The organism is Ruegeria sp. C12 (assembly GCF_056537745.1).
Genome location: NZ_JBQFSA010000005.1, coordinates 189,721 through 202,832 on the forward strand (window position 1 = coordinate 189,721; position 13,112 = coordinate 202,832).

12 protein-coding genes are annotated in these 13,112 nt (G+C 60.1%); 6 read left to right on the forward strand and 6 right to left on the reverse strand.

What is annotated here, in order from left to right; genetic code table 11:
• Positions 1-74 precede the first annotated feature (74 nt).
• The 6 genes from ACR0C9_RS11980 to ACR0C9_RS12005 all read right to left on the reverse strand — a co-directional run bounded on the left by ACR0C9_RS11980 (position 75) and on the right by ACR0C9_RS12005 (position 5,309).
• A complete protein-coding gene (locus ACR0C9_RS11980; protein ID WP_170449726.1) occupies positions 75-803 on the reverse strand; it encodes a SpoIIAA family protein in 729 nt (242 codons plus the stop codon).
• Between the two features lie 36 nt (positions 804-839).
• Positions 840-1,625, reverse strand: coding sequence for a hypothetical protein (locus ACR0C9_RS11985; RefSeq protein ID WP_480781091.1), 786 nt, complete (start codon positions 1,623-1,625; stop codon positions 840-842).
• Complete coding sequence (locus ACR0C9_RS11990; RefSeq protein WP_480708373.1) at positions 1,619-2,443, reverse strand: sulfite exporter TauE/SafE family protein; 825 nt, start codon at positions 2,441-2,443, stop codon at positions 1,619-1,621. Before ACR0C9_RS11990 ends, ACR0C9_RS11985 begins: the two co-directional genes overlap by 7 nt.
• A 40-nt stretch (positions 2,444-2,483) precedes the next feature.
• A complete protein-coding gene (dusA, locus tag ACR0C9_RS11995; RefSeq protein ID WP_480781092.1) occupies positions 2,484-3,515 on the reverse strand; it encodes a tRNA dihydrouridine(20/20a) synthase DusA in 1,032 nt (343 codons plus the stop codon).
• A 160-nt stretch (positions 3,516-3,675) separates the two neighbouring features.
• Positions 3,676-4,515, reverse strand: a complete 840-nt coding sequence (locus ACR0C9_RS12000; RefSeq protein ID WP_480781093.1) for a hypothetical protein — start codon at positions 4,513-4,515, stop codon at positions 3,676-3,678.
• Positions 4,516-4,700: 185 nt separating this feature from the next.
• Positions 4,701-5,309: a TetR/AcrR family transcriptional regulator gene (locus tag ACR0C9_RS12005; RefSeq protein WP_170449712.1), complete on the reverse strand. Its 609-nt coding sequence runs from the start codon at positions 5,307-5,309 to the stop codon at positions 4,701-4,703.
• Positions 5,310-5,446: 137 nt separating this feature from the next.
• Between ACR0C9_RS12005 and ACR0C9_RS12010 the strand changes: the two genes are divergently transcribed.
• The 6 genes from ACR0C9_RS12010 to ACR0C9_RS12035 all read left to right on the forward strand — a co-directional run bounded on the left by ACR0C9_RS12010 (position 5,447) and on the right by ACR0C9_RS12035 (position 13,004).
• On the forward strand, positions 5,447-5,911 hold the full coding sequence (locus ACR0C9_RS12010) for a (2Fe-2S)-binding protein (RefSeq protein ID WP_170449709.1): 465 nt from the start codon (positions 5,447-5,449) through the stop codon (positions 5,909-5,911).
• 2 nt (positions 5,912-5,913) lie between these two features.
• On the forward strand, positions 5,914-8,100 hold the full coding sequence (locus ACR0C9_RS12015) for a xanthine dehydrogenase family protein molybdopterin-binding subunit (RefSeq protein WP_480781094.1): 2,187 nt from the start codon (positions 5,914-5,916) through the stop codon (positions 8,098-8,100).
• Between the two features lie 137 nt (positions 8,101-8,237).
• A complete protein-coding gene (locus ACR0C9_RS12020; protein ID WP_480781095.1) occupies positions 8,238-9,557 on the forward strand; it encodes a glutamine synthetase family protein in 1,320 nt (439 codons plus the stop codon).
• 58 nt (positions 9,558-9,615) lie between these two features.
• The gene (locus tag ACR0C9_RS12025) at positions 9,616-10,296 is read left to right on the forward strand and encodes a type 1 glutamine amidotransferase (protein ID WP_480781096.1); all 681 of its coding nucleotides are present in this window, start codon (positions 9,616-9,618) and stop codon (positions 10,294-10,296) included.
• A complete protein-coding gene (locus ACR0C9_RS12030; protein ID WP_170449702.1) occupies positions 10,296-11,654 on the forward strand; it encodes a glutamine synthetase family protein in 1,359 nt (452 codons plus the stop codon). Before ACR0C9_RS12025 ends, ACR0C9_RS12030 begins: the two co-directional genes overlap by 1 nt.
• A gap of 45 nt (positions 11,655-11,699) precedes the next feature.
• Positions 11,700-13,004 (forward strand): NAD(P)/FAD-dependent oxidoreductase, encoded by a 1,305-nt coding sequence (locus ACR0C9_RS12035; protein ID WP_480781097.1) that lies wholly within the window; start codon positions 11,700-11,702, stop codon positions 13,002-13,004.
• Positions 13,005-13,112: the final 108 nt, after the last annotated feature.

Consider the following 13,112-nt stretch of genomic DNA (forward strand, 5'->3'; position numbering starts at 1 on the left):
AATGACGATATCTGGGGCCCAAAAGGCCATTTTTCGGGTGCTGGGCCCGTTTTCGAATCAAATGTGGTCAGAAATCAGCCCGCAGACAGCCAGGATTTGGCGTTTTCGATCTCTTCCGAGGGGAAGAATTGCGTGCGCGTGCCAAGGACGTGACTGGCGACGCGTTGCGCCATCTGCTGCCATGCCTTGTTGCCGACAATCGCCGCGCGATCCAGCATCCGGATATGGCCGCTGGCCAGACGAAAATGCGCAGCCAATGCCGACAGCCCCTGCCACCCGTCAAATTCGCGCAGGTCAATAAGCAGTCGGAACCCCTCGCGATCCTGCAAAAGCAGGTCCAGATCGCGCCCGGCCTTGGCGTATTCTTCGGGGTCCAGCTTTCCCAGAAGGCTCAGTTGCACGCAGGATCCACCCAGATCGGTGACATGGATCGATCCCAGCGATTCCCGCATCCAGCGCCGTGCCGCCTCTAGCTCGGCCAATTCGAATACATGCAGAGGGCATGGCAGGATCGGGGCGGCCAGCCGGACACTGGTCTGAACCCATCCCTGATCGGCCACCACGCCAATCCGGTCAAAGCCGCGCCAATGGCTCAGGCCCAGCTTGGTGTCCGACCACGCGGCCCCCAGGTCATACCCTTTGAATTCGGGCTGCACGATGGCCAGCAGGCCGACCGTATCATGTTCGGCCAATGCGGCCTCGATCGCGGGAACAAGGGTTTCAGAGTAGTCGGTGCTGGTGACCTGACCGGACAGTTCAACTTCGATCAATGCGCCGTCAGAATTTCTGTGAACTGTAATCATGACCCTAATTCTCCACCAAAAATCAATGGGCGGAGACTACGGAGATTCGATCCATTCGGCCACTCCCCCCGTGAACTCGGGGCGGAAATAGGCGATCATTCGACCATCAGGGCCAGCGGTGGCGCTGTCGCCCCATGCTGCAACCCCGTGCAGGCAATGGCGATGCAGCAGATACGCCTCGCCCGGTTTGGCGGGTAAAGCGATCCGGGGACAGGTTTCGAACACCTCTCGCCGCGCGGCCTGATAGGCGTCGGTGATATCGACCTTGTGCAGACCGTCCCTTGGGTGCCCGGCCAAAGCGTTCCGGAACGTGTCGCCCAGCAGCTTATGGCTGCCTTCCCACAGCACCATTGGGGCGGCGTCTTCGCTGGCTTCGGTCAGCGGGATGCCCAGAATCCATGCGTGAGGCTCATCAACCCGGCGGCGGCGGTCCGGACCCATCGGGCGCAACCCATCCACATGCGCAGCATCCCGGTTTCGGCGATAGCGCGCGGCGGCGTCACTCTCTCCGCGTCGGGGACGCGGATAGCCCGGTTGGATGACCGAGACCTGCCCCCTATGCAGCGGCAGGTTCCCGTAGTGATCCTGAATGAATGACATCGCAACCCCGGTCAGAGGCCCCGATTGCCCGACCCTGCCCTGCGCATCATTGGCCAAGGCATCCACGCCCACAAACCACGTCCCCTCGCAATCCAGCCATTCGGCATAGGCCGGGTCGTCTACGGACTGTCGGGCCACCGGAAGTACATGAGCGACCCATGCCGCCAGCAAGGGATCATAGGGGAACTTGACCCAGCCCTTGGACCAGAAGTCATCTACCATCCCAGCGCCTTGCGCAGCATATTCAACGCAACCAGCGTCAGGAACACCGCAAAGACCCGTTTCAGGGGTTTCGGGTCCATCGCGTGGGCCAGCTTCACCCCCCATGGCGCGGTGATCATGGTCATGGCCACGACAATTCCAAAGGCCACAAGGTTCACGGCCCCGATCGTCAGCGGCGGTCGGTGCTCGGCCGCGATGCCAAGGAAAAGGAAGCCCAGAACCGATGGGACGGCAATAATCACGCCAAACCCCGCCGCGGTTGCGACGGCGCGGTGAATGGGCGTGTTGTAAAGGCTCATCAACGGGACACCAAAGCTGCCGCCGCCGATGCCCATCAGCACGGACAGAAACCCGACCGAGGGCGACAGCGCCGCGCGTTTCACGCCCTTTGGCATCGCATCGCCCAAGCGCCATTCGGATTTGCCAAGGCCCAGATAGGCACCGATCACCATACCCAGAACGCCAAACAGGGCCTGCAGCGCCTCGGTCCGCAGGGCCGACGCCACCAGAACACCGACAATCGCACCGACAGCAATCCCCGGCCCCCAGCCGCGCAGGATGTCCCAGTCCACCGCGCCCTTCTTGTTATGGGCCAGAACAGATCGGATGGAGGTCACGATTATGGTTGCCAGCGACGTGGCAAGACACAGCTGCATCAATTGCGGGCCGCCATAGCCAAGCGTCTGAAAGGCGTAGAAGAACGCGGGTACCAGAACAATGCCACCCCCGACCCCCAACAGCCCTGCCAGCACCCCGGCAAACGCCCCGATCACAAGCAAAAGACCCAGCATTTGGGCCAGCAACATCGTCTCGGGCATCTTTCCCCCAAAAATACCGGCGCGGGCCGGTGTTACTCGTTCAGGCCTCGGCCAAGGGTGCGACGCGGTCCAGCGCTTGCAGCATCACCTCGGGCCCGGCGCCTTCATTCACCGCACCTTCGGACAAGGCCCGCCGCCATGCTCTGGCCCCCGGACGCCCGGCAAACAGGCCAAGCATATGTCGCGTGATCTGGTGCAAACGCCCACCATTGGCAAGGTGGCGTTCGACATAAGGCACCATTTGTTGAACGACTGCAATCGGGTCTGACGGGGTTCCGGTCTGGTAAATCTGAACATCCGCTTCGGCCAGAATATCCGTGGGCTGATGATAGGCAGCCCGACCGATCATGACCCCATCCAAACCGGCATCCAGATGCACACGCGCTTCGTTCAATGAGGTGATGCCCCCATTGATCGAGACATGCATGTCCGGAAATTCAGCCTTCATCCGATGCACCAGATCATAGTCGAGAGGCGGGATATCCCGGTTTTCCTTGGGGCTGAGACCCTGCAACCACGCCTTGCGCGCGTGGATCGTGACCCGATCACAGCCTGCGGCCCGGATTTGGGTCAGAAACTCGGGCAGAACCTCTTGCGGGTCCTGATCATCCACCCCGATCCGGCATTTGACCGTGACGTCAACATCCACAGCCTCGCGCATCGCAGCCACGCAGTCGGCAACGCGCGCGGGCTCTCGCATCAACACGGCCCCGAAGGTTCCCGATTGCACACGGTCCGAGGGGCAGCCGCAATTCAGGTTGATCTCATCATAGTCAGCATCCGCCCCAAGCCGCGCCGCCTGCGCCAGCTCTTGCGGGTCCGAGCCGCCAAGTTGCAGGGCAACCGGGTGTTCCTGCGGGCTGTATTCAAGAAGATGCAGCGCCCCACCCCGAACCAGTGCGGGGGCTGTCACCATCTCGGTATACAACAACGTTTCGCGGCTAAGCAGCCGGTGCAGATACCGGCAATGGCGGTCCGTCCAGTCCATCATCGGTGCCACGCTTAAACGCGCTGCTGTTTTTGCTTTGCCAGTCACAGCAAATCTCCGTCTTGGTCGGGGTACAAGTTGCATCCCGCCTGCCGCCGAAACCCGGCTGGCCCGGTCTAGCACTTCTTTGTCTGGAATTACTATCGACCTTTCAGGTCTTCAACGGTGCGCGAACCTGATCTTTCAGCCATAGCGTTGGATGGGTTTCAATTCGGCGCACCCAACTTGCCGCCATTCAAACTGATCACAGAGCTATTGTGATCAGCAGGTAGGCAAAAAAGACCAGAAAGCCGACGATTCCCATTGACCGGATAGGCTTCTCTTCGATTGGCAGCGCATATTGCAGCGCGGAAAGGATCGGGCCAGAGCGGGCCAGCAAGCGGATCAGCAGCGTTCCAAGCGCAGCTGCCCAGAGCCAAAAGCTGGTGATGAAAGCTGTAAAAAGAACGGCAAAGCCCAAGGGGCTGTCAATGCCGTCAGCATCAAAGCCAAATGCGCCCAAAAACCCATAGAGAAAGACAAAAGCGGTTTTTAGCAGACCGGACGACGTGGCGCCGAAGGCCTGAGTGAACAGCCATATGATTACTAATATGATGACAAAAATGATGAGGGCTGTGAACACCAGATCGAAGAATATTGCCCAGCTTAGCGACATCGATTTTTTTAAACTCTGCTGCAAGACCTTTCTGGTGACGTAAAGCGCCGGATAGTCTCCGATCCCGTTAAAAAGCAATCCTGCCAATAGGAGCATGAATATGTTTGACGCAGTTATTTCTTCGTCGCCCAATGGTTGTCGACTGTTCGGAAGGAAAAGTCGCATCAGTAAGACCACCGAGAAAAAGAAAACGGCTGAGAGAACAAACGATCTGCTAAGGCATTTCCAGCTCAAGTGCCGTTCCCCGAAGAACTTTTCGAACATCGCCAAAACGGATTGAACGACAGGGCTGTTTCCGGGGGGTGGCTTAAGCAATATCAGCCAGGCGGCCAGATCATCCCTGAACTCTTTCGATATGCAGTCGTCACCCTTCCAGAACACGGCAAGTACAGCCAGAATGATGGCTGAGCCCCCCAGAAGTTCGACCAAATCACCCCAAGGCACTAGAAATTTCCTTTGAGCAGATGCAATTTCATCTTACCCGGTGGTGGAAATTTTCCAAACCATCAGGTGCCGGACGCATGCGACGGTCGTCAATCCATTGTTTTTAGACTAAATTCTCAAGGCCTATCGCCGGCACAAATGGTGGACGCGCCCGTCGTTCACGGTGTGTGTCAGGTCTCGATGCCGTAGCGGCTGATCATCATATCGACGCTGTTCTCGATCGTTTCGGCCATTTCAGATTGGCTCAGGACCGAACCGCTGAACAGCATCGGCCAAAAGGCGCGGGCCTTGATCAAGCCGATAAACTCTTTCCCGGCCTGATCGGGGTTGTCGATTTTTAACTGACCGTCTTCCGCCGCATTGCGCAGCATGTCCGAGAACACGGCTGTTTTATCCAGCTTGCCCTGCGCCTCGACCGCAAGGGATGGGTTGCGCAGGGTTTCGCTTATCACCATGCGCGACATCGCAATCACATCCGGCAGCATCAGAATGCGGCCTTCGGCCCAGGCAAGCTCGGTCAGTTGCGCGCGTATATCGCGGCCCTTTTCGTACTTCATCTCGACCACTTCCGCGAACCTGTTTGACAGTTCCACCACGATGGAGCGGAAGAGGTTCTCCTTGCTTTCGAAATACTTATACAGCGTGCGCTTGGACACTTCGGCCTTGGCCGAAATGCGATCCATACTGGCCGCGGCGAACCCTTTTTCCAGAAACTCGGCCACGGCAGCATCGATGATCTGTGCGTATTTGGACGCATTCGGGGCGCTGCATTCGTTCATACCCGAGCTATAGACCCATTGACCGGCGCGGGTCAAACCCTTCGTAAACTCACCAGTTTACAGGTCGCGAAAATTATGCCACTTGTAAACGCGCCAGTTTACCGACTCAGGTAATTAGCCAACAGGAGAGTCCCCCTATGACCCTTACTTTGAAACTGAACGGCCAGACCCACACGGTCGACGCCGAACCCGGCACGCCCCTTTTGTGGGTGATCCGTGATGAGCTGAAGCTGACAGGAACCAAATTTGGTTGCGGTGTCGCCTCGTGCGGCGCGTGCACCGTGCATCTGGATGGTGAACCCGTTCGGTCCTGCCAAACCTATGTCGAAGATGTCGAAGGTGCCGAGATCACCACAATCGAAGCCATTGGCGATGACAAAATCGGCGCTGCTGTTCAACAGGCCTGGGTTGAACTTGATGTCGTTCAATGCGGGTATTGCCAATCCGGTCAGGTGATGTCTGCGGTTGGGCTGCTGTCTGAAAACCCCAAGCCGTCAGTTGAAGAAATCGACGACTACATGGCTGGCAACGCCTGCCGCTGCGCCACCTATCAACGCATCCGCGCCGGTATCCAGCGCGCATCCGAAATTCTGGAGGCCTGATCATGACCATCAACACCTCTCGCCGTGGATTTCTGAAAGGCGCTGCTGCCGCTGGTGCCGTGCTTCTGGTTGGTGCCCGACCCGATGGTGCGCTGGCGGCGGCCTCGTCCGAGACCGCGACGTTCAACCCGTTTGTGAAAATCGATGCCGATGGCACCGTGACGGCTATCGTAAAGCACTTTGAAAAAGGTCAGGGCCCTGCAACCGGTCTGCCGACGCTGATCGCCGAGGAAATCGGCCTGACCATGGACCAGATCGAGTATGAGTTCGCCCCGTCCGATCCGAATGTCTACAACAACCTTCTGTTCGGCCCGTTCCAGGGCACTGGCGGGTCCACCGCGATGGCGAATTCGTGGCTGCAATATCGTCAGGCCGGGGCTGCGGCGCGTGAGATGCTGATCAACGCTGCCGCACAAAGCTGGGGCGTGGACGCGTCGGGCATCACCATCGAGGAAGGCATCGTGCAGGCAGGCGACAAGTCGGCGCCCATCGCTGAATTCGTGGCCGCCGCGTCTCAGTTAGAGGCCCCCGCTGAACCCCGCCTGAAAGACCCGTCCGATTTCCGGTTGATCGGTAATGACGCCGTTCGTCGCAAGGATTCGGCCATCAAGGGCAACGGTCAGGCGATGTATGCCATGGACGTTCACCTGCCCAATCAGATGGTCGCCATGATCAAGCGCCCGGAATCGAAAGGCAGCATCGCCCTTGGCTTTGACGACAGCGCGTCGAAAGAGGTCAAAGGCTATATCAACGCCGCCGTGCTGCCCAATCAGGCGGGTGTTGCCGTGTATGCAGAAAACACCTGGGCCGCGATTCAGGCACGCGATGCGTTGGAGGTCGAATGGGATTTGTCCGGCGCTGAAACCCGCGACTCGGACCAGATCAAGGCCGAGATCATGGCGGCGCTGGATGCTGAACCCGCATATAACGTGAACAAGGCTGACGTCGCCGCTGTGGCAGCCGCCATCGACGGGGCAGACAAGGTTGTCGAAAAGACCTTCTACTTCCCGCTGCTGGCCCATGCACCGATGGAGCCGCTGAACTGCACCATCGAGCAGACGGCAGAGGGTGACATCGTCCTGCATGACGGCGCGCAGATGCCGACCGGGCCGCATATGGCCTATCAGCAGATCTTCCAACTGCCGCCCGAGAAGATCCACATCAAAACCATGTTGGCAGGCGGGTCTTTCGGTCGCCGCGCAACACCGGACGCGGATTATCAGGTCGAGGCTGCGCTGGCCTTTGTCGTCACCGACCGCTCGCGCCCGGTCAAGCTGGTCTGGACGCGCGAGGATGACATTCGCAGCGGGTACTACCGCCCTGCCTTTGGTCACAAGGTTCGTGTGGGTCTGGACGCCGACGGCAACATCGTCGGCTGGCAGCACCAGATCGCAGGTCAATCCGTGATCAAGGGCACTCCGTTCGAGGCGGTTCTGGTGCATGACGGCATCGACCACAGCTCGGTCGAGGGTGTTTCGGACAGCCCCTATTCGATCCCCGGCATGGCGGTGGGTCTGACGGACACGCCGAAGGCAACCACGGTTCTGTGGTGGCGCTCGGTGGGTCATACGCACACCGCTTACACGATGGAAACCATGATGGATCTGGTGGCCGAAGCCGCAGGGCGCGACCCGGTCGAGTTCCGTTTGGCGCATCTGTCCGACACCAGCAACGCGGACCAGCAGCGCAAGGCCGCCGTCTTGAAGCTGGCGACCGAAAAAGCGGGTTGGGGCAACGCGCCAGAGGGTCGGTCCCAAGGGATTGCAGTCCACAAGTCCTTCGGGTCTTACGCGGCCGAAGTGGTCGAGGTTTCGGGCGATCCGGACAGCGGTATCAAGATCGAAAAGGTCACCTGTGCCGTCGATTGCGGTATTGCCGTGAACCCGGATGTTGTGCGCGCCCAGATGGAAGGTGGCATCGGATACGGGATCGGGCACGTCATGCGCGACCAGATCACCCTGACCAGCGGAGCGGTGGATCAGTTCAACTTCCCCGATTACGAGCCGCTGAGGATCGGCGATATTGCCGCGATCGACGTCCATATCGTGCCGTCTGCCGAAGCACCAACTGGCGTGGGTGAGCCCGGAACGCCGCCCTCGGCCCCTGCCCTGGCCAACGCTATTCGCGCAATGTCGGGCAATCTGGTGGCCGAGCTTCCGATGGCTGAAAACGGGGTCAGCTTCGCCTGATCCGCAATACGCCGCGCCGGGTCGTACTGACTCGGCGCGGCATATCATTTTTCCGGCCAGAAAAAATTTGATCAAATTTCGTGACAAGCGCACATGCCTTCGATACATCTCGGATAACCCGAGGAACGGAGGCCCCGATGGACCTGAATGCCCTTCACAATTTCCGCGTCGCGGCCTGTGATCTCAACGGGCAGATGCGGGGCAAGCGCGTGCCACCTGCCTATGCGGACAAGCTGGCAAAGGGCGCGGTTCGGATGCCGTTTTCCGCCCTGAATGTCGACCTGTGGGGCGCGGATATCGAAGGCAGCCCGCTGGTGTTTGAAACCGGCGACGCCGACGGCGTGTTGCTGCCAACTGAACGCGGCGCGGTTCCGGTCCCGTGGCTGAACGCCGAAACGGCCCTGGTGCCCATGAGCCTTTATGACGATGACGGCACGCCCTTTGCGGGCGACCCGCGCCACGCGCTGGGGACCATCCTGTCGCGCTATGCACAGCGCGGCTGGTCCGTGGTCGCCGCGACCGAGTTGGAGTTCACGCTGCTGGACGCCTCAGGCCCTCAGCCTCAGCCACCGATCAACCCGGTGACAGGTCACCGTCTGGCGGACGAGGCGGTCCTGTCCATCGCGGAAATGGACGCGTTCGAGGCGTTCTTCAACGACCTCTACGACGGTTGCGCGGCAATGGGCATTCCTGCGCAGACCGCCATTTCCGAAAGCGGGATCGGCCAGTTCGAAATCAACCTGAACCATCAGGACGCCATGCGTTGCGCCGATGATACATGGCTTTTCAAGGGTTTGACACGAGGATTGGCGCGCAAACACGGGTTTGCCGCGACCTTCATGTCAAAGCCTTACGCTAATGACGCCGGAAACGGGATGCATGTGCATTTCTCAGTCCTTGACCAGAACGGCCAGAACATCTTTGACGATGGCGGGCCCCAAGGCACCTATCTGCTGCGCGCTGCAGTCGCCGGATGCCTTGCCGCTATGCCCGCCAGCACCCTGATTTTTGCGCCGCACGGGAACTCCTACACCCGGCTTGTGCCCAGCGCGCATGCCCCGACGGGGGCAAGCTGGGCCTATGAAAACAGAACCGCAGCCATTCGCATTCCGGGCGGTGCCCCGGCGGCACGGCGGATCGAACACCGCGTGGCCGGGGGCGACATCAACCCTTATCTGATGCTGACCGCTGTCCTTGGCGCGGCGCTGCTGGGGATTGAAGACGGCCTGACGCCCCCCGCCCCGATCACCGGAAACGCATACGAGATTGACGGCTTGCCGCAACTGGCAGACAGTTGGGCGGCAGCCATCGACGCGTTCGAAACGGACCCGCTGATGACGCGCCTGTTCCCGGCCGAACTGATCCGCAACATGGCAATGACCAAGCGGCAGGAAATCGCGCGCTTTGCGGACCGTCCCGAAGATCAGCACTGGCTGAGTTACCTCGAAGCAGTCTGACCCCTTGCCCGCCGAGTGGGACTCGGGTATTTCTGAATTTGATCAAATTTGGTGACCTATGAAAATCGGCATTCTACAGACCGGCCACACCCCTGATGCGCTTCGGGAGACATTTGGGGATTACGATTCACTCTTTCCCGACCTGCTGGACGGGCACGGGCTGGATTTTGAAAGCCACCCCGTCGTTGATGGAATCTTCCCGACCGGTGCAGACGACGCCGAAGGCTGGCTGATCACCGGCTCGCGCCATGGCGCGTATGAGGATCTGCCGTGGATCCCCCGGCTTGAGGCGCTGATCCGCGAAATCCATCAAAGCGGTAAACCGCTTGTGGGCGTGTGTTTCGGCCACCAGATCATCGCGCAGGCCTTGGGTGGAACCGTCCGGAAATTCGATGGCGGCTGGGCCGTGGGGCGCACAGAATATGACTATGACGGCGAAAAAGTCTGGCTGAACGCCTGGCATCAGGATCAGGTTGTCGCGGTGCCGGACGGGGCCGAGGTCACTGGGCACAACGACTTCTGCCAGAACGCGATGCTGCGCTATGGCGATCAGATCTGGACGGTTCAGGCCCACCCCGAGTTCACTAACGACTTCGTTTCGGGCCTGATGCGCACGCGCGGCAAGGGCGTGGTGCCCGATGATCTGTTGCAAGCCGCCGCAAACCGGCAAACCGCGCCGGATCATAATGCCCGGATCGCGCAGGTCATGGCAGATTTCCTGAAGAAAGCGAGGGACTGATGGCCGATTGGACAGACGACTTACCGCAGGCCGCGCAGAACTATATCGACGGGCACCGGCTGGACGAAGTGGAATGCATTATCTCGGACCTGCCCGGTATCGCGCGGGGCAAGGCCGTTCCGGCTTCGAAATTTGCCCGCCAATCCTATTTCCACCTGCCCGACAGTATCTTCTACCAGACCATCACGGGCGGCTGGGGTGAGGCTGCGGGCGAGGACGGGTTCATCGAACGGGACATGATCCTGAAACCGGATTTCACGACCGCATCTGCCGCACCCTGGACCGGTGACTGGACCTTGCAAGTGATCCACGACGCCTATGACAGGGACGGAGAGCCCATCCCCTACAGCCCCCGCAACGTGTTGAAACGCGTTGTGCAGATGTATCACGACAAAGGCTGGAAACCTGTCGTCGCGCCCGAGATGGAATTCTTTCTGGTCGCCCGCAATGTCGACCCCGCCCAATCAATCGAGCCGATGATGGGCCGGTCTGGACGTCCGGCTGCCGCCCGGCAGGCCTATTCCATGACTGCGGTGGATGAATTCGGCCCAGTGATCGACGACATCTATGATTTCGCGGAGCATCAGGGGTTCGAGATCGACGGCATCACTCAGGAAGGCGGCGCGGGACAGTTGGAGATCAACCTGCGCCACGGCAATCCGGTCAAGCTGGCCGATGAGGTGTTCTATTTCAAACGCCTGATCCGCGAGGCCGCCCTGCGCCACAACTGTTTCGCCACCTTCATGGCAAAACCGATTGAGGATGAGCCCGGCTCGGCCATGCACATCCATCACTCGATCACAGATATTGAAACGGGTCAGAACATCTTTTCCGGCCCGCAAGGCGGTGAGACGGATGCGTTTTATCACTTCATCGCAGGGCTGCAGAGCCATTTGCCCGCTGGTCTGGCGGTGATGGCGCCTTACGTGAATTCCTATCGCCGCTACGTCAAAGACCACGCTGCGCCGATCAATCTGGAGTGGGCGCGGGACAACCGCACCACCGGCATTCGCGTGCCCCTGTCGGGCCCCGAGGCGCGGCGCATCGAGAACCGCATCGCCGGGATGGATTGCAACCCGTATCTGGGCATCGCTTTGTCGCTGGCCTGCGGGTATCTGGGGCTAATCCAACAGGAACGCCCCCGCCGTCAGTTCTATGGCGACGCGTATGAAGGCGACGGCGACATCCCTCAGGTCATGGGCAACGCGCTGGATCTGTTCGACGAGGCCACCGAGTTGCATGACATTCTGGGCCCCGAATTCGCCCGCGTCTACGGTATCGTAAAACGGGCCGAGTATGAGGAGTTCCTGCAGGTGATCTCCCCCTGGGAGCGTGAGCATCTTTTGCTGAACGTCTGAGCCTGTTGAGGCGTTCGGGATATCCGTATTTGGAACGAGAAGAAGATGAATCTGCTCTACTCCAATGACCGCAAGGCCGAGTATCCGGCAAGCTGGTACGCCGCGACCGCAAATCCGCTGGAGCCGTTCCCGGCGTTTGAGGGCGAGGCCCGCGCCGATGTATGTATCGTTGGCGGCGGCTATACAGGGTTGTCGGCCGCGCTGCATCTGGCCGAAGCCGGGATGGATGTGGTGCTGCTTGAGGCGCACCGTGTCGGGTTCGGAGCCTCAGGCCGCAATGGCGGGCAGTTGGGCAGCGCGCAGAGGATGGATCAGGAAGATCTGGAACGGCTGGTCGGGCTGGACGATGCCGCCAAGCTGTGGGATCTGGCCGAAGACGCTAAGGATCTGGTCAAGTCCCTGATCGCGAAGCACAAGATTGATTGCGATCTGAAACCCGGCGTTGCGGGGCTTGGGTTGTCAGTTGCGGAACAGAACGACCTGCATGACCACGCTGCCCATTTGTCGGACCGGTATGGCTATGACCAGATCGAGTTGCTGGACGAAGAGGCGGGGCATGCGCTGTGCCCTTCACCCACCTACAAAGGCGGCTATCTGGACAGGGGCGCGGCGCATCTGCATCCGTTGAACTATGCGCTTGGGCTGGCAAAGGCGGCGCATATGGCAGGCGCGCGCGTTTTTGAAGGCACCGAGGTTCTGGGGATCGACGAAGGCGACCCCGCCTTGGTCCGCACCCAGCATGGCGCGGTTCGCGCCCGGAACGTCATTCTGGCCTGTAACGGCTATCTCGGTGCGTTGAACCAGAAGGTGGCCGCGCGGGTTATGCCGATCAACAACTTCATCGCCGCGACCGAGCCGTTGGGGGACGACGCCGCGCGCGTGCTCACTCAGGACGTTGCCGTTGCGGATACGAAATTTGTGGTGAATTACTTCCGCCTCAGCGCGGATGGGCGGTTGTTGTTTGGCGGCGGTGAAAGCTATGGGTATCGGTTTCCGTCCGACATCGCCTCGACGGTGCGCAAACCGATGACCGAGATTTTCCCGCATCTCCGGGACGTCAAAATCGATTTTGCCTGGGGCGGCACGCTTGCGATTACGATGCGCCGGATGCCGTATCTTGCGCGGGTTGCGCCCAATATTTTGTCAGCCTCCGGCTATTCCGGCCACGGGGTCGGGACTGCGACTCATGCGGGTCAACTGATGGCTCTGGCCATTCTGGGACAGGCCGAAGGGTTCGATACATTGGCCCGCGTACCCGCCTTGCCTTTCCCCGGTGGCCCCGCCCTGCGCAGCCCGCTGCTGGTGCTGGCGATGACCTGGTATGCGATGCGGGACCGGCTGGGCATCTGACCCCATTTTCCATTGCGACAGTTTGGTGAAATTTTGCCGATCCGGCGATTGGGGGCTTGGCACGGGCTGCGCGCTTGATTTAAATAAACGAAAGTTAGAATTCGGGAA

What these genes read in the sequence shown, in the direction of transcription:
- ACR0C9_RS12035 (WP_480781097.1), top strand. Translation starts at nt 11,700, where the DNA reads ATGAATCTGCTCTACTCCAATGACCGCAAGGCCGAGTATCCGGCAAGC.
- ACR0C9_RS12010 (WP_170449709.1), top strand. Translation starts at nt 5,447, where the DNA reads ATGACCCTTACTTTGAAACTGAACGGCCAGACCCACACGGTCGACGCC.
- ACR0C9_RS12005 (WP_170449712.1), bottom strand. Translation starts at nt 5,309, where the DNA reads ATGAACGAATGCAGCGCCCCGAATGCGTCCAAATACGCACAGATCATC.
- ACR0C9_RS12030 (WP_170449702.1), top strand. Translation starts at nt 10,296, where the DNA reads ATGGCCGATTGGACAGACGACTTACCGCAGGCCGCGCAGAACTATATC.
- ACR0C9_RS11980 (WP_170449726.1), bottom strand. Translation starts at nt 803, where the DNA reads ATGATTACAGTTCACAGAAATTCTGACGGCGCATTGATCGAAGTTGAA.
- ACR0C9_RS12015 (WP_480781094.1), top strand. Translation starts at nt 5,914, where the DNA reads ATGACCATCAACACCTCTCGCCGTGGATTTCTGAAAGGCGCTGCTGCC.
- ACR0C9_RS11985 (WP_480781091.1), bottom strand. Translation starts at nt 1,625, where the DNA reads ATGGTAGATGACTTCTGGTCCAAGGGCTGGGTCAAGTTCCCCTATGAT.
- ACR0C9_RS12020 (WP_480781095.1), top strand. Translation starts at nt 8,238, where the DNA reads ATGGACCTGAATGCCCTTCACAATTTCCGCGTCGCGGCCTGTGATCTC.
- dusA (WP_480781092.1), bottom strand. Translation starts at nt 3,515, where the DNA reads ATGCAACTTGTACCCCGACCAAGACGGAGATTTGCTGTGACTGGCAAA.
- ACR0C9_RS11990 (WP_480708373.1), bottom strand. Translation starts at nt 2,443, where the DNA reads ATGCCCGAGACGATGTTGCTGGCCCAAATGCTGGGTCTTTTGCTTGTG.
- ACR0C9_RS12025 (WP_480781096.1), top strand. Translation starts at nt 9,616, where the DNA reads ATGAAAATCGGCATTCTACAGACCGGCCACACCCCTGATGCGCTTCGG.